The organism is Bradyrhizobium sp. UFLA05-112, assembly GCF_053572325.1.
In genome coordinates this window covers 114,771-136,157 of record NZ_JBANBK010000003.1, presented here as the reverse complement: position 1 = coordinate 136,157, position 21,387 = coordinate 114,771, and the positions used below count along the sequence as shown (strand labels likewise).

The window sequence follows — 21,387 nt, the reverse complement described above, 5'->3', positions numbered from 1 at the left end:
GCGGGGCCTCACCAGGTCAAGTGATTCATCAGCCAGTTCGGTGTCATCTCCTGCGATCCCGCCAGCATGCGGATCGCCGCCGGCAGATCGGGCGCGCCTGCGAGCGCGTCCCGGTGCACGCCGGCACCGAGGAGCAGGGTCAGCATTCCCTTGGCCCGTGCGCCAGCGACATCATGATCGAGAGAATCGCCGATCATCAGGACGCGCTGCGGATCGGGATGGCCGAGTTGCTCCAGCGCCGCCTCGAAGATCGGTGGGTGCGGCTTGCCGACGAATGCCACGGCGCCGCCAAGTTTCTCGTAGAACCGCGCCAGCGCGCCCGGCGCCGGGATCAACCCGCTTGCGCTGAACATGGTCAGATCAGGGTTGGCGCACAGCATCGGCAACTGTCGCGCTGCCGCCGCTGCGAAGCGCGCTCGCCAATGCTCGGGCTCGGCGACGTCGTCATCGAGCCCGGCCAGCAGGATGAAATCGGCTTTCTCGATCTCGGTCGCGATCGAAAGGTCAAGACGGTCGACGACGGAATGATCGCCGCCGCGCGTGATGAGAAAACAGGAGCGGCCGAGATCGGTGAACGGGGCGCGTGAGCGCTGCCGCAAGCCCGCCCAGGTCACTTCGCCCGAGGTCAGGATGCCGTCATAGGCCGTCGGCGGCAGGCCGAGCCTTGCAAGCCGCTCTTCGTTGCTGTGTGCACGCTTGCCGGAGTTCGACAGCACCAGAACGCGCTTTCCTGCCGCCTTGAGTCTTGCCACGCAGTTCCGCGCGGCCGGAAAGACGGTGCCGCCTTCATGAAGCGTGCCCCATTGGTCGAGCAGCACGTGATCGAACCGGTCGGCGATCGCGCTCAACGCATCGATTTCGATGGTGCCGGCTCTCATGACGGGCTGCCTTGCAAGGCCAGCAGCGCAGCGCCATAGCTTGCCTCGGTTTGCTCGGCCGTCGTGACGGCAACACCGAGCGCGCGGCGCCTGATCTCGGTCCATGCCGGGTTCTTCGCACCGCCGCCAATGCTGACGACGCGGCGCAGTCGCGGTGCTCCGAGCGCAGCGAGACGCTGATAGGCGAGGGCTTCGACCGAGGCGATGCCTTCGAGCAGCGCCTGGAAGAAGCGATGATCTTCCGCCGGGCGCGGCGTGATCCGTGCGGCCAGTGACGGATCGGCGATCGGGAAGCGCTCGCCGGGTTTTGGCAGCGGATAGTAGTCGAGCCCGGTTGGCTTCTCCGGCCGCAGTTGCGGTGTCAGCCGTTCCATCTCTGCGGCCGAAAAGTGTGCGAGCAGCGCCCCGCCGCCCGAATTGGAGGCGCCACCGGCGAGCCAGCGCTCGCCGAGCCGGTGCGAATAGACGCCCTGATCGGCGGCGAAGATCGGCTGCGTCGCGAGCAGCTTGACGACCAGCGTCGTTCCGAGCGAGGTCACGGCATCGCCGGGGCTATCTGCGCGCGTCGCAATGAAAGCGGCGACGCCATCGGTGGTGCCGGCCGCGATGCGCGCTGTTTTCGACACGCCGAGCTCCGAGGCAATCGCCGGATCGATCTCGGCAAACGGTGTCCCCGGCACCAACACGCGCGGCAAAAGGCTGTGGGGCACGCCAAGCTGATCGAGCCAGGCCGGCCAGCTGCGCGTGACGGGATCGTAGCCGAGTTTAAGGACGTTGTTCTCGTCACTGACGCCGTGGTTTCCGGCCAACCGTCCGGCAATCCAATCGGCCTGATGCACGGCAAAGCGCGCGCCTCTCGCTTCGCTATGGCCGAGCAGGTGAAGCAGTTTCGCCAATGCGCTGCTGGCGCCGTGAGCGCCGCTTTCCTCCGGCGCGACCGTTGCAATGTGCTGGGCTTCCTTTGTCGCGCGGGCATCGTTGTACATCAGCCCCGGCGTGCAAGGACGGCCGGCCGCGTCGACTAGGAGCAGCGTGCCGGACGTGCCGTCAACGCACACGCGCTCGACGGCTTCGAGATCGATGCTGCGTCCGAGCTTGCTGATCGCAACGACGCTCGCGTGCCACCATAACTCCGGATCCTGATCGATCGCATGACCGTCCTGTCGCGGCGGGGGCAGGGTGGCCGCTTCCATGCACTGGATGTCGCCGCGCGCATCAATGGCGCAGGCGCGCACCCCGCTGGTTCCAACGTCGATGCCGAGGAACATACCCGTCATCGGATCTCACCTCTCTTTGGCACTCTGACGATCGCGGTCCAGATCACAATCACCGCCGCGATTGCACTGCAGCACGTTTGGGGGATTGACGTCCCGGCCGGCCTCTGCAATTTTTTGCAAGACGTGAAGAAATTTGCAAGCGGGCTTTTTCGCCGTGGTGATGCAACCGGACAGGCTGGCGACGACTGACGGCGAAGCGTCGCTCGCGACACGCGCGGCCTGGCTCTATTTCGCCGCCGGACTGACTCAATCGGAGGTCGCCGACCGCCTCAACATCCAGAGCACCAAGGCGCACCGGCTGATCGCGCGCGCCAGCCGCGAGGGGATGATCCGGGTCTTCGTGGAAGGGCCGGTCGCCGAATGCGTCGCGCTGGAGAACATACTGGTCGAGCGCTACGGGCTCTCCTTCTGCCGCGTCGCGCCCGATCTCGGCGAGGGCGACCTGCCGCTGAAGGCGCTGGCGCTGGAGGGTGCCAGCTTCCTGCGACAGATCCTCGAGCGCGGCGAGCACAAGATCATCGGCGTCGGCCATGGCCGCACGCTCGCCGCGATGGTGGAGCAATTGCCGCAGACGCCGGCCCGCGGGGTGCAATTCGTGTCGCTGCTTGGCGGACTGACGCGGAAATTCGCCGCCAATCCGTTCGACGTCATCCATCGCCTCGCCGAGCGCACTGGCGCGGAGGCCTATCTTCTGCCGGTTCCCGTTTTTGCCAATTCCGTCGCCGACCGCGCCGTGCTGATGCAGCAGTACGGCATCGCCGACGTGTTCGCTCTCGCCCGCAAGGCCTCGCTGCTGTTCGTCGGCATCGGCCAGATCCACGCCGAGGGCTTTCTGGTCTCGAGCGGCATGATCAGGCCGGACGAGGTCGTGGACCTGAAGCGGGAAGGCGCCTGCGCCGATCTGCTCGGCCATTTCTTCAACGCCGATGGCGAGATGCTCGACATCGACCTCTCGGCGCGCGCCACCTCGATGGAGGCGGCGGATTTGCGGAATCACCGCATCGTCGCCATCGGCGGCGGACTGGCAAAAGTCACGGCGCTGCGCGCAGTTTTACGCAGCGGCCTCCTGCACGGCCTCATCATCGATGAGGTGACAGCGCAGGCACTCGCTACCGACAAGCCGGAGGCAACATCCGGCAAAACCAAGAACAAGAGTCGGAAGGGAACGTAAACGCGCACCATGGGAGGTTGCAATGCACGACCGCGAGAAGAATCTGTTCGATTCCTACGCCGGCAAACGTATCAGCCGGCGTGATCTACTGGATGGAGCCGCCAAGCTCGGCATCGCCGGCGCAGCGGCCAATGCAGGCTTCGCCTCTGCGATGTCGCGGGCAATGGCCGCGGACTTCAACTGGAAGGCCTATAGCGGCAAGTCCGTCAAGCTGCTCTTGAACAAGCATCCCTACGTCGATGCCATGATCGGCGATCTCGAAGCGTTCAAGACGCTGACGGGCATGAACGTCACTTACGACATCTTCCCGGAGGACGTCTATTTCGACAAGGTGACCGCGGCACTGTCCTCGAAGTCGGATCAGTACGACGCCTTCATGACCGGCGCCTACATGACCTGGACCTACGGTCCGGCCGGCTGGATCGAAGATCTCAACACCTACATCAAGGATCCCGCCAAGACCAATCCGGCCTTCGCTTGGGACGATGTGCTGCCCGGCCTGCGCTCATCGACCGCGTGGGACGGCGTTGCGGGCTCTGAACTCGGCTCGGGCAAGGCCAAGCAGTGGTGCATCCCCTGGGGCTACGAGCTCAACAACATCGCCTACAATCGCAACATCTTCGACAAGGTCGGCGTCAAGCCGCCAAAGAACCTCGACGACATGCTCGAGGTGGCCGCGAAGATCACCAAGGATGCGGGCGGGCCTTACGGCGTTGGCGTGCGCGGCTCGCGATCCTGGGCGACCATCCATCCCGGCTTCCTCTCGGCCTATTCGAACTTCGGCCAGAAGGACTTTGTGATGGAAGGCGGCAAGCTGAAGGCCGCCATGAACACCAAGGCTTCGAAGGATTTCCACGAGAAATGGGTCAAGATGATCCAGGGCTCGGGTCCGAAGAACTGGTCGACCTACACCTGGTATCAGGTCGGCACCGACCTCGGCGCCGGCGCATCCGGCATGATCTTCGACGCCGACATTCTCGGCTACTTCATGAACGGCGGCGACAACAAGGAGAAGGGCAATCTCGGCTACGCGCCGTTTGCCGCCAATCCGGCCGCAAAGGCGCCGACGCCGAACGTCTGGATCTGGTCGCTCGCAATGTCGAGCTTCTCCAAGCAGAAAGATGCGGCCTGGGTGTTCATGCAATGGGCAGCTTCCGTCGAGCACGATCTGTTCGGCGCTCGCAAGATGGACTTCGTCAACCCGGTGCGCGCCTCGGTCTGGAAGGACTCAGAGTTCCGCGACCGCATCGCGAAATCCTATCCCGGCTATCTGGAGCAGCATGACGTCTCGGCCCCGGGCGCCAAGATCTACTTCACGGCGCAGCCGCTGTTCTTCGACCTGACCACCGAATGGGCGGCCTCGCTCCAGAAGATGGTCGCCAAGGAGATCAGCGTCGACGAAGGCCTCGACAAGCTCGCCGACAGCATCAACCGTCAGCTGAAGCAGGCAGGTCTAGGTTAGGCCAGCTCGGTTGACACCTTTCGTGGTGCCTCAATTCCTCCGTGCCACGACAACCCGCCGGTTCGGAGCGCTACCCGATCCGGGCCGGCGGTGTTGCAGTGAGTATGTGATCCCGTATCATCATGAGCATGGTTCAACTCCTTCAGACCTCTGCGCTTCCGCGCCGCACCATGAAGCTGCGCGGGCGCATGTTGCCTTACCTGCTGAGCCTGCCGGCTCTGCTCGTCTGCATCGCCATCCTCGTGCCGTTCGTGACGGCCGCGGTCTATTCGCTTCAGCGCTACCGGCTGAACCTGCCGTACTTGCGGGGCTTCATCGGGGTCGACAACTACATCGACTTCCTCTCCGATCCCGCGTTCTGGAATACGCTGCGCATCTCGCTCGTCTATACCGCCTTGACGGTGGTGCTCGAGCTTCTGCTCGGCCTTGGCATCGCGCTGCTCCTGCGGCGGCCGACGCGCTTCCATAACGCGGTGTCGATTGTGCTTCTGTTGCCGCTGATGACCGCGCCCGCAATCGCCGCGCTGATGTGGAAGCTGATGACCAATCCGAGCTTCGGCATCCTGTCCTATCTGGTCAGCCTGCTCGGCGTGCACGACTTCAAATGGGCGTCGGACCCGTCGAGCGCGCTGTTCACGGTCGTGCTGGTCGATGTCTGGGTCTACACGCCCTTCATCATGATCCTGCTGCTCGCCGGCCTGCGCTCGCTGCCGCGCCAGCCGTTCGAGGCCGCGGCGCTCGACGGCGTCCCGGCAAGCTTCGTGTTCTTCCGCATCACGCTGCCGATGCTCGCGCCCTACATCATCACGGCCTCGCTGTTCCGCCTGCTCGATTCCATCCAGCAGTTCGACATCATCTATGCGATGACGCAAGGCGGGCCCGGCGACCGGCTGATGGTGTTCCAGGTCCAGGCCTATCTCGAATTCTTCCAGTACACCAATGTCGGCCGCTCGGCGGCGCTGCTGATGATCCTGTGGCTGATTACCAACATCCTGTCGAATATCTTCATCAAGAACTGGCTGCGGCTGCGCGCACGCGCCCACGGTCACGCGTAAGGCTGAGGAGGCGGCGATGGATCATTCCAGTCTCGCGGGTCGCATCTTCCGGGGCGTGGCGCTGGCGCTTGTGCTGATCTTCTTCATGTTCCCGATCGTCTGGATCCTCATGATGTCGTTCCAGACGAATGAGCAGATCCTGCGGATTCCACCGCGCATCCTGTTCGAGCCGACGCTTTCCAACTACCAGGCCTTGATCTCGGGCCAGCTGCGCACCACCGCAGGCAATCTCGAGATCTCCTTCATGCGCAATCTCATGAACAGCTTCGTGCTATCGAGCGCGGCGGTGCTCCTGGCCCTGCTGCTCGGCGTACCCGCGGCCTATGCCTTTGCGCGGTTCAAGTTCAGGCTCGGCGAAAGCATCGCGTTCACGCTGCTGTCATTCCGCTTCGCGCCGCCTCTGCTCGTCCTGCTGCCGCTGTCACTTTACTACCAGCAGCTCGGGCTCAGCGACACGTATTTCGGTATCGTCTGGGTCTATCAGCTCATCGCGCTTCCGCTGATTCTTTGGATCGTGCGTGGCTATTTCGAGGACATCAGCCCGGACATCGAACACGCCTATCGGCTTGCCGGTCATTCCTGGCGCGAGGCCTTTACGCGCATTGCGGTGCCGCTCGCTGGTCCCGGCATCGCGGCCGCGGGTCTGCTGTCCTTCATCTTCTGCTGGAACAATTTCGTCTTCGCGCTGATCCTGGCCTCCGCCGACAAGCAGCCGGTGACCGTGGGCGCGCTGGCCTTCGTCACGGCCTCCGGCATCCAGTACGGGCAGATCGCGGCCGCTATCGTCCTCTCGGTGACGCCGACGCTGCTGCTCGCGCTCTATGCGCAGCGCTATCTGGTCGAGGGGCTCTCGCTCGGCGCGGTGAAAGGCTGACACATGGCGCGTCTCGAACTCAATTCCGTCGGCAAGGCTTTCGGCGCGGTGCGTTGCGCCGACAACCTGTCGCTGGCGGTCGAGCCCGGCGAGATCGTCGCGGTGTTCGGGCCATCGGGCAGCGGCAAGACCGTGCTGCTGCGCATGATCGCGGGCATGTTCGAGCCCGACGAGGGAGATATCCTGGTCGGTGGGCGATCGATCGTCGGCGCGCCGCCGGAGCAGCGCGGCATCGGCATGGCCTTTCAGAACTTTGCGCTGTTCCCGCACATGAGCGCGCAGGACAACATTGCGAGTGGTCTGCGGGCGAAGGCCAAGGGACGAGAGTTGGCTTCGCGGGTCACGTCGATCAGCCGGTTGTTGAAGATCGAGCATGTGCTCGGTCATATGCCCCGCGAATTGTCGAACGGGCAGAAGCAGCGCACGGCGCTGGCGCGTGCGCTGATCGGCAATCCGGAGGTGCTGCTGCTCGACGATCCCTTGCGCAACGTCGACGCCAAGCTACGCTACGAGATGCGGCTGGAGTTGCCGAGCCTGTTGCGCCGCAGCTCTGCCGCGGTGCTCTACGTCACCCAGGACTATCGTGAAGCCATGGCGATTGCGGACCGCATCGCGGTGTTGATCTCGGGGCGTCTCGTCCAGGTCGCGCGCCCCGAAGAGATTTACGCCCGGCCGGCGTCCGTGGCGGTGGCGCGCCTGTTCGGTGATCCCAGCATCAATCTTGCCGAAGTCACACCCCACACTGAACAGGCGGGCCTGACGGCCGAAATTGCCGGGACAAGAGTCAGGCTCGATCCCGTGGATCAGCAGGCAGCCGACCTCGGTCAGTGCTGGCTCGGCGTTCGCCCCGATGATCTCGTCATCACCCGGTCAGCCAGTGAAGACGCGGTTCCCGCGCGCATCGTCGCGGTCACACCGATGCACGAAAGGGCCGTGCTGCTGCTGCGCTTTGCCGACGGCTCGGAGTGGCTCGCGGCACTGCCGCCGGATTCGCCGATGGCGAGTGCCGACGACGGCGTCTTCGTCCGTTTCGCGCCAGAGGCGACGCTGTTGTTCGATCGTGCGACCGGGCTCCGGGTTGGTCTGCCGCACCGGCGTCAGGCGGCGTGAGGAGAGCGGACCCATGGCCATGCTCGAAATCAGGAATGTCGACAAGGTCTACAGCAGCCGCGGCAAGCCGCCGGTTCACGCCGTACGCGCGCTCGACATGGAAGTGAAGAAGGGCGAGATCGTTGCGCTGCTGGGATCGTCCGGCTGTGGCAAGACCTCGACTTTGCGGATGATCGCAGGCTTCGAGAGCGTGACCTCGGGCGCGATCGCGCTGTCGCAGCGGCGGATCGACGAGCTGCCGCCGGCGAAGCGCAAAGTGGCCATGGCCTTCGAAGGCTATTCGCTCTATCCGCCGCTGACGGTGCGCGAGAACATTGCCTTTGCGCTCAAGGCCCAGCAGCTCTCGCGCAGCGAAATATCGCGCCGGGTCGAAGCGGTCGCGCGACTGGTCGAGATCGAGGATATCCTGGACAGCTTTCCGCGCACCATCTCGGGCGGGCAGCAGCAGCGTGTGTCGCTGGCGCGTGCCTTGGTGCGGGACGCCGACCTCTACCTGCTCGACGAGCCCATGGGACAGCTCGAGCCGCAGCTCCGCGCTGTGCTGCGCGGGCGGATCAAGGGCTTGCTGGCCGAGCGAGGCATGACGGCGATCTTCGTCACCCACGACCAGACCGAGGCGAGCGCGCTCGCCGATCGCATCGCGGTGATGGAGGACGGCGTCCTTCAGCAATTCGCCAGCGAAAAGGAACTGAAGAACCGCCCGGCCAACCTGTTCGTTGCCAGCTTCATCGGTGAGCCGCCGATGAATCTGCTGGAGACGGGGGTTGCACCCGCCGATGGCGGCTTCCGCCTGTCGGTAGGCTCCGATATCGCGTTCCAGATTCCGGGTGATGCGCTCGATCAGGGCGCGAAACGCGCGCTTGAACAGGGCAAGCACGTCCGGGTTGGTATCCGACCGCAGAAAGTTGCGGTCGGGACAGGCGATGTCCGCGCGCGCGTCGTATCGAATCAGTGGCTCGGCGACCAATCGCATGTCGCGGGCGAGTGCGCCGGCCATCTCCTGATCGCGGTGACACCGAACCGGATCGCGGCGCGGCCTGGCGACGTCATTCCGTTTGCGCTGGAGCCGCGTCACCTCCACATCTTCGGCGCTGACGGCACCTGCATTCGCCATGCGGAGGGGAGCTGACCATGCAGACCTCGCCGCAGCGCGACGTGATCATCGGCATCGATGCCGGCACGTCTCTGATCAAGACCGTGGCGTTCACGCGTAACGGGCGGCAGCTCGGCGATTTCTCTCTGCCCAATACATACACGACCTCACCCGGAGGCCGCGTCGAGCAGGACATGTCGCGGACCTGGACCGACACGGTCGCCGCATTGCGCGGCCTGGTGGCGGCGGTGCCGGATATTTCCCAGCGTCTCGCGGCCATTGCGGTCACAGGGCAGGGCGATGGCACCTGGCTGATCGATGATGATGGCCGCCCGGTTGCGCCGGCGCTGCTATGGCTGGATTCCCGCGCCGCCGGCCTTGTCGAGGGAATCCGCTCCAGCGAGCGCAATGTCGCGCTCTATCGGCGCACCGGCTCCGGGCTCAACGCCTGCCAGCAGGGGCCGCAACTCGCCTGGCTGCAAGCGCATGCGCCCGAGACGTTGTCCCGGGCCAGGACTGCCTTCCACTGCAAGGATTGGCTCTATTTCCTGCTCACCGGCCAGCGTGCGACCGATCCGTCGGAATCGACCTTCACGTGTGGCGATTTCCGCAAGCGCCGCTTTGATGCGGAGACAGCGCGGCTGATCGGCATCGCCGATAGTGCGGCCCTGTTTCCCGAGGTCATCGACGGGGTCACGACGACACATCCGCTGAGTGCGGCTGCCGCGATTGAGACCGGACTGCCCGGGGGCGTGCCGGTCTCGCTCGGCTATGTCGACGTCGTCTGCAACGCGCTGGGCGCGGGCCTCTACGATCCTTCACCCGATGTCGGCTGCACCATCATCGGGTCCACCGGCATGCACATGCGCCTTGCCACCAGCGCCGACGCGGTCACGCTGAACGCGGAGGCGACCGGCTACACCATGCCGTTCCCGGTCGCTGGTCACTATACGCAGATGCAGTCCAACATGGCGGCAACGCTGAACATCGACTGGCTGCTTGATCTCGCGCGCGATCTGCTCGCCGCCGAGGGCGTCGTGCGTTCGCGTGCCGATCTGATCCGTCGTCTGGACGAGAAGGTGTTGACGGCGAAGGCCGGCGAGCTCTTGTTTCATCCCTTCATCTCCGATGCCGGCGAGCGCGGGCCCTTCGTTGCCCATGAGGCTTGCGCCCAACTCATCGGTCTGCGGTCGCGTCACGGCTATTGGGACCTGATGCGCGCCGTGATGGAGGGGCTCGCCTTCGCCGCCCGCGATTGCTATGCCGCGATGGGCGCGTTGCCGGGCGAGGTGCGGATCACCGGCGGCGCAGCGCGCAGCCGCGCGCTCGGGACTATCCTCGGGGCCGTGCTTGAATGCGATGTGCGCGTCTGTGGCCGCGGCGAAGCCGGTGCGGCTGGCGCTGCGATGATTGCGGCCGTCGCAACCGGCCTTTATTCCGATATGACCAGTTGTGCCGAGGATTGGGTGAGACCGCATTTGAACGAACGACAAACGCCAGATGCCGCATTGGCCGCGCGCTATGCGAAAATGTTTCCGGCCTACCTGGAGGCGAGGCTGGCGTCGCGACCGGTCTGGAAGCAACTTGCCGCGCTGCGTGCTGGAGCCGGTCATGTCTAGCTCCATCGCCATCGTCGGTGACCGCTTCATGCTGCCGTCGGTGTTCGCCGAGAAGATCAACGCGGCCTGCGGGAGCGGCGTTGATATTCGCCTTCTGGAGCAGCCCTGGCCGGACGAGCCGATGGAGCATGGCTATGCCGGCTCGAAGCTCGATGGGCTGAAGGAGTTCATGGGCGATCCGGACGAGGTCGCCGAGTTCATCGGCGACGCAGCGTTGCTCGTGACCCACCTCGCACCGATCTCGCGATCGATGCTGGAGCGCTTGCCGAATCTCAAGTTCATTGCGGTCTCGCGTGGCGGTCCCGTCAATATCGACATGCAGGCTACGCGCGATCACGGGGTGGTCGTGGTCAATACACCCGGTCGCAATGCCAGCGCGGTGGCCGAGTTCACCATCGGAGCCATTCTTGCCGAGACGCGCCTGATCCGCAGCGGACACGAATCCTTGCGCGGCGGCGAATGGCGAGGCGATCTCTATCGCGCCGACCGCACTGGTCGCGAGCTCGGCGAGATGACGGTGGGCATCGTCGGTTACGGCGCGATCGGCACCCGCGTGGTGAAGCTGCTCAAGGCGTTCGGCTGCAAGATCCTGGTCGCCGACCCCTACGTCCAGCTCAGCGCGCAGGACCGCAATGACGGCGTCGAGCATGTCGGCCTGGCCGACCTGCTGGCGCGCGCCGACGTCATCAGCCTGCATGCGCGGGTCACCGGCGAGACGACGGGCTTCATCGATCGCGCGGCGCTCGGGCGGGTCAAGCCCGGCGCATTCCTGATCAATACGGCGCGCGGCCCGCTGGTTGACTACCAGGCGCTCTTCGAGGTGTTGTCCTCGGGGCGCCTTGGTGGCGCCATGCTCGACACGTTTGCGGTCGAGCCGGTGCCGCCGGACTGGCGGCTCCTGCAACTGCCGAACGTCACGCTGACACCGCACATCGCCGGCGCCTCCTTGCGCACCGTCACCATTGCCGCCAATCAGGCCGCGGAGGAGGTGCGCCGCTATCTCGCCGGCGAGCCGCCGCTCAACCCTTGCTGAAGACGAAAGGTGTTTTGACATGACCCGTGAGGAGCGACAGTTACGCGAAGCGATCATCGCCAAATGCCGGTGGATGAACGCCTCGGGACTGAACCAGGGGACGTCAGGCAACATCTCCGCCCGCTACAAGGACCGGATGCTAATTACGCCGTCTGCGACGCCCTATGACGCGATGAAGCCCGAGATGATCGCATCGATGCCGATCGAGGGCGAGCACGGTGCCTGGGAAGGACCGCTCCAGCCGTCCACCGAATGGCGCTTTCATCTCGATATCATGCGTGGGCGGCCGGATGTCGGCGGTGTCGTCCACACCCATTCGACCTACGCGACGGTCCTCGCGATCGCGCGCAAATCGATTCCCGCCTGCCACTACATGATGGCGGCGTTCGGCGGCAACGACATCCGCTGCGCAGGCTATGCACGGTACGGTACTGCCGAGCTATCCGAACTCGCCCTGCAAGCGCTCGACGGCCGCAACGGCTGCCTGCTCGCCAATCACGGCATGATCGCGGTGGGTGCCAATCTCGACAAGGCGATGTGGCTCGCCGTCGAGCTCGAGACTATCGCTCGGCAATATTATCTCTCGCTCGCGCTCGGGGCGCCGCATATTCTCAGCGAAGCGGAGATCGCCGACACGGTGAAGGGATTCTCGACTTACGGCTTGCAGGCGCCCAAGCCCGAGCTCAAGGCCAAGTCCAGCGCCAAGTCCAGCGCCAAGTCGGGTCCAAAACCTGGCAAGGCGCGCGCTGCCAAGGCGGCGGCACGGCAACGGGTCGAGAAGAAGCGCAGCGGAAAGCGATGACGGGCGCTGCGCCTGAGGCGGGCAGGGATCACGGGCTTGTCGACATCGCCATCATCGGCGGTGGCATCAATGGCGCCGGTATTGCCCGAGACGCGGCGGGGCGCGGGCTGAAGGTCCTGTTGTGCGAGAAGGACGATTTCGCCGAAGGCACCTCGTCCCGCTCCGGCAAGCTCGTCCATGGCGGGCTGCGTTATCTCGAATATTACGAGTTTCGCCTGGTCCGCGAAGCCCTGATGGAGCGTGAGGTGCTGCTCGCATCGGCGCCGCACATCATCTGGCCGATGCGCTTCGTGCTGCCACACTCGCCGGAGCAACGGCCGGCCTGGCTGGTTCGTACCGGTCTGTTCCTCTACGATCATCTCGGCGGCCGCAAGCAATTGCCGCCGAGCCGCGGGCTCGATCTCGCGCATGCGCCGGAGGGGGCGCCGTTGCACGCCGAATTCCGTCGCGGCTTTGAATATTCGGATTGCTGGGTCGACGATGCCCGGCTCGTGATCCTCAATCTGATCGATGCTGCAGACAATGGCGCAAAAATCCTGCCGCGCACCCGCGCGGTGAGCGCGCGCCGGGAAGGGGACACTTGGCGCCTGGAGATGCAGAGCGAGGACGGTAGCACGCAGATCGCCCGCGCGCGTGCGCTCGTCAATGCGGCAGGTCCCTGGGTGCAGGACGTCGTACAGGGCGTTGCCGGCCTGAACTCCTCGCACAATGTCCGGTTGGTCAAGGGAAGCCACGTGGTGGTGCCGAAATTCTGGAGCGGGCCGCAGGCCTATCTGCTCCAGAATGAGGATCGCCGCGTGATCTTCGTCAATCCCTATGAGGACGATCTCGCGTTGATCGGGACAACGGACATTCCCTACGACGGCCGCGCCGAGGACGTCGCGATCGACGAGGGCGAGATCGACTATCTGCTCAAGGTCTTGAGCCGCTACTTCCGGGCTCCGCCGCGTGCAAGCGAAGTGGTCCATGCCTTCTCCGGCGTACGGCCGCTCTACGACGACAACGCAGACAATCCGTCCGCAGTGACGCGCGACTATGTCTTCGAGATTCACGGCACGCCCGATGCGTCGCCACTGCTGTCGATCTTCGGCGGCAAGATCACGACCTATCGCAGACTCGCCGAGCATGCGCTCGAGCGTCTGGCGGGCTGGTTTCCGAAGATGCAGCCGGCTTGGACGGCAGGCGCGCCGCTGCCCGGCGGCGACATCGGCGGTCCTTTCGACGATTTCGTCGTCGGTCTCGCGCGCGATTATCCCGATCTTCCGCGCAAGCTGATTCATCACTATGCGCGCCTTTATGGGACGCGCGCCCGTGAGCTTTTGGGCCCGGCCCGCATCTCAGCCGATCTCGGACGTCATTTCGGCGGCGATTTCTATGAATGCGAGGCATTGTATTTGCGCGAGAATGAGTGGGCTAGAAGCCCTGCCGACTTCCTGGATCGCCGGACCAAGCACGGGCTGCATCTGACGCCGGCCCAGCGTGTCGCGTTTGAGGGCTACATCTAAGCTTGCCCCCGAGTATGATAGTTCGGTAGAAAGATCATACCGGAGTGCGGTTGGATGGAGCGGGTCGCGTGACGAAGTGGTTTGGGCAGGGGGACAAGTCCGGCACCCTGTTGCTGTTCGCGGGACTTATCCTCGCCAACATCGCCGCATGGAGCTGGGCTTTCGCGCTGTTTGCCGACCGGCCCGCGGTGATGGCGACCGCGCTGCTCGCCTGGGTGTTCGGCTTGCGCCACGCGGTGGATGCCGATCACATCGCGGCCATCGACAATGTCGTGCGCAAGCTGATGCATGCGGGCGATACACCGAGAAGCGCCGGGCTCTTTTTCGCGCTCGGCCATTCGACGGTCGTGGTCGTTGCCACGCTGCTGCTCAGCCTTGGCGTGGTGAGCCTTGGCGGCGAAAGCCTGCTCAAGACCATCGGCGGCGCGATCGGCACCTCGGTGTCTGCGCTCTTCCTGCTGCTGGTCGCCGTGGTCAATCTCGCTATCCTCGTCGGCCTGTGGCGGACGCTGCGCGCGGTCCGCGCCCAGGGCACCCATGATGCAGAAGGGATCGAGGCGCTGCTGGCCGGCCGTGGTTTCCTGGCACGGCTGCTCGCGCCGATGTTTCGCATGGTCTCGAAATCCCGGCACATGTATCCGCTCGGCTTCCTGTTCGGGCTCGGCTTCGATACCGCGACCGAGATCGGCTTGCTGAGCATCTCGGCGACGGAAGCCGCGCGGGGCGCGCCGCTGTCCGACGTGCTGGTGTTTCCCGCACTGTTCGCCGCCGGCATGGCGCTGGTCGACACCGCCGACTCGGCGCTGATGGTGAGCGCCTATCGCTGGGCTTTCGTCGATCCCATGCGCAAGCTCTGGTACAACCTCACCATCACCGGCGCTTCCGTGGTGGTCGCGCTGTTCATTGGTGGCGTCGAGGCGCTCGGCCTGATCGGCCAGCGTTTTGGTCTCGACGGCGCGCTGTGGACGCTGATCGAAAGCCTCAACGGCTCGCTCGCCAATTTCGGCTTCGCGGTGATCGCGCTGTTCGTGCTCGCTTGGGTCGTCTCCATCGTTACTTATCGCGTCGCGTTCGGCCGCGCCGGACCCGTCGATGCCGTCGAGGTGGCCTGAGTATTTTGCGCGCAGGCGAGCATCGGCCGCGTTGTCGATGCTCGTTGCCTGCCTCGTATGCGCAAGAAGCGAGGGCGCCTTCGCGCAGGCTGTTCCTGTCCCGCGCGAATTGCCGCCGATCGAGGTGACCCGTAGCGAGCCATCCCGGCAAACGGCCAAACGCTCGCCGCAGCGCTCCAGCAAGCCCACGGCCTCGACGACGCGGCTCATTGTGCGTCCGAATGTGGTCGCGGCGTCTGGCGTCAGCGGCGTCGCCTCCGGCCCGCCAGCGTCGCCATCCATGGCAAGCGAAACGACCGTATCGGGCGATGATCTGCGCGCACGGCCCGTCACGCGTCAAGGCGAACTTCTGGAGGCGGTGCCCGGCCTGATCGTGACCCAGCACTCGGGCGAGGGCAAAGCCAATCAGTATTTTCTCCGCGGCCATAACCTCGATCACGGCACCGATCTGGCGATCTATGTCGACGACGTGCCCGTCAACATGCGCACGCACGCGCACGGCCAAGGTTACGCCGATCTCAACTGGCTAATCCCGGAAACCGTCGCCGCGATGGACGTGCGCAAGGGGCCGTATTTCGCCGATGAGGGTGATTTCTCTTCTGTCGGCAGCGTGCATATCGGCCTGATCGATCGCACGGTGAAGGGCCTGGCGCAGATGACCGCGGGCAGCTTCGGCTATCGCCGCTTTCTTGGCATGGATTCGGTGAAGCTCGGCGACGGCTCGCTGCTGATCGCCGGCGAGGCGGGGACATATAATGGCCCCTGGGACAATCCCGACGACATGCGCAAGCTCAACGGGCTCATGCGCTACAGCGAGGGCACCGCGACCGAGGGCGTCTCGATCACCGGCATGGCCTACGTCAACAAATGGAATTCGACCGACCAGGTGCCGCAGCGTGCGATCACATCCGGCCTGCTCGACCGGTTCGGATCGGAGGACCCGAGCGACGGCGGCAACACCAATCGCTTCGCGCTGTCGGCGCGCGTTGCGCAGAGCGATGACGTGGGGTCTTGGAAGGCCAACGCCTACGTCGTCAAGAGCGAGCTCGATCTCTTCAACAATTTCACCTATGTCCTCAGCGACCAGACGTTCGGCGACCAGTTCCACCAGCATGATGACCGGCTCATGGCCGGCGCCAACGTCGCGCGCACGCTGAACGGATCATTTGCGGGCCTGCCCATCGAGACCACCATCGGCCTGCAATCGCGCTACGACGCAATCGAGCTCGCGTTGATGCGAACGTTTCAGCGCGACTTCCTGTCGAATATCCGCAGCGACAAGGTGGGCGAGGGCAGCGTCGGTGTCTATGCGGAGAGCACCGTGCGCTGGACCAGCTGGCTTCGGACCACGGCCGGTTGGCGCGGCGATTACTACGCCGCCGATGTCACGTCGCTGTACGATGCGAACAATAGCGGCCGCACCAGCGCCGCAATCGGCAGCCCGAAGTTCCGGATGGTGCTCGGTCCCTTCAATAAGACCGAGTTCTTCCTCGGCGCCGGCTACGGCATGCACTCAAATGACGCGCGCGGCGCGACGACGACCGAAGACCCCAGCGATCCCGGCACGAAACTCTCACCGTCACCACTGCTGGTGCGCACCAAAGGTGCCGAGGTCGGCGTCCGCAGCAGGATCCTTCCCGATCTCGACACCTCGCTCAGCGTCTTCATTCTCGACCAGGATTCCGAGATTCTGTTCTCCGGCGATGCCGGCGATACCTCGGCGAGCCGCGCCAGCCGCCGTTACGGCTTCGAGTGGACCAACCATTATCGCCCAAGATCCTGGATCGACCTCGACGCCGATCTTGCGATGACGCATGCGCGCTTTCGCGGCTACGACAGCGAGCAGGCGACAACTTATGCCTCGCTCGCAGGTTTCCCCGAGGCGCAGATCGGCAACGCGCCCGGCAACTATATTCCGAACGCGCCGGCCATGGTGGCGTCCGCGGGCATCACGTTCGGCGAGAAGACCGGCTGGTTCGGCGGCGTGCGCTGGCGCTACCTCGCCTCCAGTCCGCTGACCGAGGACAATGCGTTCCGCTCGCAGCCGACCAGCATCGTCAACGCGCGGCTCGGCTACCGCACGACCGAAGGTTGGCGCATCCAGCTCGAGGTGCTCAATCTCTTCAACACAAAAGCCAACCAGATCACCTATGCCTACGGCTCGCTCCTGAAAACGGATTCCCTCTACAATCTCTGTTACCTGCAGCAGGCTGCGCCGCCGGCCGTGTGCCAGAATGGCGTGATGGACTACGTGCTGCACCCGGTCGAGCCGCTCACCTTTCGGGTGACGATGGCGGGCGCCTTCTAGGGGCGGTCCGGCGGGGAACCGCAGGAGAGGCGATCATTGATCTGGGTCAACAGGATCACGCGAGGCCGATCGATATTTTTGAAGGCTGCCTTGAGATGAGAGTCCGCCGTGAAGACGCTTCGTCAGCTCTTGTCCGCAGAAGATATCATCCAGCTCTTGATCCGGCTTGGCCTGCTGGCTTTGCTGATCATCTGGACGTTCGTCATCATCCGACCCTTCGTGTCGATCCTGACCTGGAGCGCGGTGCTTGCGGTCGCGTTCTATCCCGCCTTCAGCTGGCTCGCCAAACTGCTCGGCGGACGTCCGCGGACCGCGGCAGCGATTCTGACGCTCGTCGCGCTCGGCATCGTTCTGGGCCCGGCCGCCTGGCTCGGCGTGAGCGCGGTGGAGGGTGTGAAGGACCTGGCAAGCCAGCTCGGCACCGGTGACGTCATGCTTCCGCCGGCGCCGGAGCAGGTCAAGACGTGGCCATTGATCGGCCCGCAGCTCTATGAATTCTGGGATCTGGCCTACACCAACGTGCGGGCGGTGTTGCGTGAGGTGGCGCCCTATTTGAAGCCGCTTGCGGGGCCGCTGCTGTCATTCGCAGGCGATGCCGGGCTTGGCACGCTTCAGTTCCTGGTGTCCGTCATCGTCTCCGGTATTCTCCTTCCTTTCGGGCCGCAACTCGTGGCGGTGACCCGTGGTTTCCTGACCCGGATCGTGCCCGAGCAGAGCGAGCATTTCCTGGCGCTTGCGGGTGCGACCATCCGGGCGGTGGCACAGGGCGTGATCGGCGTCGCGATCATTCAGGCCTTGCTGGCCGGTATCGGTTTCAAGCTGGCCGATATTCCAAGCGCGGGTCTGCTGGCTTTCGTCGTCCTGTTGTTGTCGATCGTGCAGATCGGCCCGCTCATCGTGCTTCTTCCCGTGGTCATCTGGATCTGGATGGACAAGGACGTGACGACGGCGTTGCTCCTGACGGTGTTCCTCGTCCTTGTCGGCTTCCTCGACAACATCCTGAAGCCGCTCGTGATGGGGCGTGGCCTGACCACGCCGACGCTCGTGATCCTGATCGGTGTGATCGGAGGAACACTGGCACACGGCATCATCGGACTCTTCATCGGGCCGATCATTCTATCGGTGGCCTGGGAACTCGCCGTGGCGTGGATCCGTATCGACAGCGGCGCGCCGGTGCGAAAAACGACAGGCGACTGAAGCTGCTGCCTAGCCGAGTTGAAGCACAAGATGAACCGTCTGCGGATCACGGCGTGCGGCCGGTTTGAAGCCGGACCTTTCGAAGACGCGTAGCATGGCCGTATTCCCGGGAAGGACTTCTGCCGTCAGCTCCCGCAATCCGCCGTCGCGCGCGATCTGGATGAGGTGCCGCATGAGGAGCGAGCCCAGTCCACGCCCCTGGTACGCATCGGTCACGACGAAGGCCATTTCTGCGACGCCTGGCTCGAACACGATGAATCGGCCACCCCCGACGATCATCTGTCCGTCGCCGCCGCGGACAAGTGCAGCGAGCGCGACGTGATTCTTGAAGTCGACCTGCAGGAAGAAGGCACGCTCCTTGTCCGAGAAGTGGCGCTTCATGGCAAAGAATCGACGCTGCAGAGATTGCGGGCTGGTCCGCTCGATCGCGGCCAGCATCTCCGCCTCGTCCTCGGGACGCAGCGCCCTGATCTCGACCGGGCTTCCGTCCTTCAGAATCTCCTGGGCTGTATAGTTTGCCGCCTCTGTCATGGGTCCCGATACCATCTCGCCTCGATCACTGCCGAGCGTCATATCTCGACACCGCTTCAAAGGGCGTCCGACGTTGACCTAGATCAACGTCAGCCGCGGGCCGTGCAACTTGAATGATGCAGCGCGACAGCGAGGTCGGAACATGTCCATGGACACAGCACAACTCCCCGGCGGTCCCATGTCTGGGTTGGTTGCGTCGGCAGTCGAATATCTGGTGGATGCAGGCCAGCGCAGCGTCCTCTTTCTGGACATCATGCGTCAGCGTGGCGACCAGTACCGGGAACATGTCGCACAAACCGCGCCGCACGTTCTGCAATATGCCGCCGAATTGATCATGGACGGCCGCAAGCTGGACGAGCCAGTCAATTATGCGCTGGTGCGTATCATTCCGCCCAAGGGCGTCGAAATCAATACAAAGCGGCGGCCATTCATCGTGGTCGATCCCCGCGCCGGCCATGGGCCGGGCATTGGTGGCTTCAAGGCCGATAGCGAGATCGGCGTCGCCATGAAGGCGGGACATCCCTGCTATTTCATTGGCTTCCTTCCGGAACCGATGCCGGGACAAACCATCGAGCGCATCGCGCGGGCGGAGGCCCTGTTCATCGAGAAGGTGATCAGCCGCCATCCCGAGGCAGACGGCAAACCCTGCGTGATCGGCAACTGCCAAGCCGGCTGGGCGGTCATGATTTTGGCCTCGCTGCGGCCGGAACTGTTCGGGCCGCTCATCATTGCTGGCGCGCCGCTCGCTTATTGGGCGGGCGTACACGGCAAGTACCCGATGCGCTATTCAGGCGGGCTGCTCGGCGGAAGCTGGCTTACGGCGCTGGCGAGCGATCTCGGCGGTGGCAAGTTCGATGGTGCCTGGCTGGTGCAGAACTTCGAGAACCAGAATCCTTCGAACACGCTCTGGACCAAGCAATATAACGTTTATTCCAAGGTCGACACGGAAGCGGACCGCTACCTCGAATTCGAGCGGTGGTGGGGCGGTCACGTCAACCTCAATGCCGAGGAGATCCAGTTCATCGTCGACGAGCTGTTCGTCGGCAACAATCTCGCGGCCGGCAAGATCGAGATGTCCGACGGCCGGAAGGTGGATTTGCGTAACATCCGCTCGCCGATCGTGGTGTTCTGCTCAAAGGGCGACAACATTACTCCGCCGCAGCAGGCGTTGCACTGGATCCTCGATTGCTATGCCGATTGCGATGAGATCAGGGCCTATGGGCAGACCATCGTCTATACCGTGCACGAAAGTGTCGGCCATCTCGGCATCTTCGTGTCTGGCGGCGTCGCCAAGAAGGAACACGCGGAATTCTCGAGCAATATCGATTTGATCGACGTGCTGCCACCGGGACTCTATGAGGCCACGTTCGAGGCGAGGGGTTCCGATACCGTCAATGCCGATCTCGCGACTGGTCAGTGGATCATGCGCTGCGAGGCGCGGACGCTGGACGATATTCGCGCGATGGGCGGCAACTCGCCGGAGGACGAGCGCCGCTTTGCCGCCGCCAAGCGCGTCTCGGAACTCAATCTTGCCGCCTATCAAAGGTACGTTCAGCCCTGGATCAAGGGCATGGTGACACCGCAAATGGCGGAATGGGCGCGCAACATTCATCCGCTGCGGCTGCAATACGAGGCCTTCAGCAGTCAGAATCCGTGGATGTCCGTGGTGAAATCGGCGGCCGACGCGGTCGAGGACAAGCGCAAGCCGGCCTCGAAGGACAATCCGTTCCTGGCGTTCCAGGAACAGATGTCAAAGCAGATCGTTCACGCGCTGGATAGCTGGCGGGATTCGCAGGAGGCGCTGAGCGAAGCCGTTTTCCTCAACGTCTATGGTTCGCCCGCATTGCAGGCGGCGGTCGGAGTGGATCCGAACGCCGCGCCATCCGGCCGGCGGGAGATGACGGCCGAACACCGAGCGATGTTGGAGAAGCGGATCGCCGAGCTGAAGTCGAAGATCGGTGAGGGCGGCCTTCGCGAGGCTGCCATTCGTGCACTGCTTTATGTCGGTTCCGCCCGCGGCATGGTGGACGAACGAAGCATCGAGGCGCTGCGCCAGGTTCGGCGCGACCATGCTGGAGCCCGCTTGACGCTGGCTGAGTTCAAGATGCTGGTTCGCGAGCAATTCTTCATGTTGCTGCTCGACCGGGACCGTGCCTTGGCTGCGATCCCGAAGATGTTGCCCGATGACGTCAATCAGCGGCGCGGAGCTTTCGCGGCGATGCGCGAGGTGCTGTCCGCGAGCGAGGACATCACAGGCGAGCGGGCAAAGCGCTTGAAGCAGATTGCCGGGCTCTTCGGTGTCGGTGAGGAAGGCGAGTCGAACGTCGCCCCTTTCGATCCCAAGGCAAAAGCGTCGTAGC

Annotated in this window: 17 protein-coding genes; 14 read left to right on the top strand and 3 right to left on the bottom strand. The window is 64.3% G+C overall.

From position 1 onward, the window contains the following. Positions 1 to 8: 8 nt before the first annotated feature. Complete coding sequence (locus tag SO180_RS03105; RefSeq protein ID WP_449377346.1) at positions 9 to 878, bottom strand: TIGR01459 family HAD-type hydrolase; 870 nt, start codon at positions 876 to 878, stop codon at positions 9 to 11. After that, positions 875 to 2,155, bottom strand: coding sequence for an FGGY-family carbohydrate kinase (locus SO180_RS03100; protein WP_449377345.1), 1,281 nt, complete (start codon positions 2,153 to 2,155; stop codon positions 875 to 877). The genes SO180_RS03105 and SO180_RS03100 overlap by 4 nt, the downstream gene beginning before the upstream one ends. Before the next feature lie 160 nt (positions 2,156 to 2,315). On the opposite strand from SO180_RS03100, the gene SO180_RS03095 reads away from it, so the two are divergent. From SO180_RS03095 to SO180_RS03035, 13 genes are all read left to right on the top strand, one after another. Beyond that, positions 2,316 to 3,326 (top strand): sugar-binding transcriptional regulator, encoded by a 1,011-nt coding sequence (locus SO180_RS03095; RefSeq protein WP_449377424.1) that lies wholly within the window; start codon positions 2,316 to 2,318, stop codon positions 3,324 to 3,326. A gap of 22 nt (positions 3,327 to 3,348) precedes the next feature. Beyond that, positions 3,349 to 4,788 (top strand): extracellular solute-binding protein, encoded by a 1,440-nt coding sequence (locus SO180_RS03090; protein WP_449377344.1) that lies wholly within the window; start codon positions 3,349 to 3,351, stop codon positions 4,786 to 4,788. Positions 4,789 to 4,916: 128 nt separating this feature from the next. Next, positions 4,917 to 5,843: a carbohydrate ABC transporter permease gene (locus SO180_RS03085; RefSeq protein WP_449377423.1), complete on the top strand. Its 927-nt coding sequence runs from the start codon at positions 4,917 to 4,919 to the stop codon at positions 5,841 to 5,843. A 16-nt stretch (positions 5,844 to 5,859) separates the two neighbouring features. Beyond that, the gene (locus SO180_RS03080; protein ID WP_449377343.1) at positions 5,860 to 6,717 is read left to right on the top strand and encodes a carbohydrate ABC transporter permease; all 858 of its coding nucleotides are present in this window, start codon (positions 5,860 to 5,862) and stop codon (positions 6,715 to 6,717) included. 3 nt (positions 6,718 to 6,720) lie between these two features. Then, on the top strand, positions 6,721 to 7,827 hold the full coding sequence (locus SO180_RS03075; RefSeq protein WP_449377342.1) for an ABC transporter ATP-binding protein: 1,107 nt from the start codon (positions 6,721 to 6,723) through the stop codon (positions 7,825 to 7,827). 19 nt (positions 7,828 to 7,846) lie between these two features. Continuing rightward, positions 7,847 to 8,956, top strand: a complete 1,110-nt coding sequence (locus SO180_RS03070; RefSeq protein ID WP_449377422.1) for an ABC transporter ATP-binding protein — start codon at positions 7,847 to 7,849, stop codon at positions 8,954 to 8,956. A 2-nt stretch (positions 8,957 to 8,958) separates the two neighbouring features. After that, on the top strand, positions 8,959 to 10,539 hold the full coding sequence (locus SO180_RS03065; RefSeq protein ID WP_449377341.1) for an FGGY family carbohydrate kinase: 1,581 nt from the start codon (positions 8,959 to 8,961) through the stop codon (positions 10,537 to 10,539). Continuing rightward, complete coding sequence (locus SO180_RS03060) at positions 10,532 to 11,572, top strand: 2-hydroxyacid dehydrogenase (protein ID WP_449377340.1); 1,041 nt, start codon at positions 10,532 to 10,534, stop codon at positions 11,570 to 11,572. The genes SO180_RS03065 and SO180_RS03060 overlap by 8 nt, the downstream gene beginning before the upstream one ends. 19 nt (positions 11,573 to 11,591) lie before the next feature. Next, positions 11,592 to 12,374: a class II aldolase/adducin family protein gene (locus SO180_RS03055; protein ID WP_449377339.1), complete on the top strand. Its 783-nt coding sequence runs from the start codon at positions 11,592 to 11,594 to the stop codon at positions 12,372 to 12,374. Further along, a complete protein-coding gene (locus SO180_RS03050) occupies positions 12,371 to 13,879 on the top strand; it encodes a glycerol-3-phosphate dehydrogenase (RefSeq protein WP_449377338.1) in 1,509 nt (502 codons plus the stop codon). Before SO180_RS03055 ends, SO180_RS03050 begins: the two co-directional genes overlap by 4 nt. A gap of 68 nt (positions 13,880 to 13,947) precedes the next feature. Beyond that, positions 13,948 to 14,991: a HoxN/HupN/NixA family nickel/cobalt transporter gene (locus SO180_RS03045; protein ID WP_449377337.1), complete on the top strand. Its 1,044-nt coding sequence runs from the start codon at positions 13,948 to 13,950 to the stop codon at positions 14,989 to 14,991. A gap of 280 nt (positions 14,992 to 15,271) precedes the next feature. Next, positions 15,272 to 17,299 (top strand): TonB-dependent receptor, encoded by a 2,028-nt coding sequence (locus SO180_RS03040; RefSeq protein ID WP_449377421.1) that lies wholly within the window; start codon positions 15,272 to 15,274, stop codon positions 17,297 to 17,299. Positions 17,300 to 17,407: 108 nt separating this feature from the next. Next, positions 17,408 to 18,496 (top strand): AI-2E family transporter, encoded by a 1,089-nt coding sequence (locus tag SO180_RS03035; RefSeq protein WP_449377336.1) that lies wholly within the window; start codon positions 17,408 to 17,410, stop codon positions 18,494 to 18,496. Positions 18,497 to 18,505: 9 nt separating this feature from the next. Here SO180_RS03035 and SO180_RS03030 read toward each other — a convergent pair whose 3' ends face one another. After that, complete coding sequence (locus tag SO180_RS03030; protein ID WP_449377335.1) at positions 18,506 to 19,027, bottom strand: GNAT family N-acetyltransferase; 522 nt, start codon at positions 19,025 to 19,027, stop codon at positions 18,506 to 18,508. A gap of 142 nt (positions 19,028 to 19,169) precedes the next feature. Between SO180_RS03030 and SO180_RS03025 the strand changes: the two genes are divergently transcribed. Further along, positions 19,170 to 21,386, top strand: a complete 2,217-nt coding sequence (locus SO180_RS03025; protein WP_449377334.1) for a DUF3141 domain-containing protein — start codon at positions 19,170 to 19,172, stop codon at positions 21,384 to 21,386. Position 21,387: the final 1 nt, after the last annotated feature.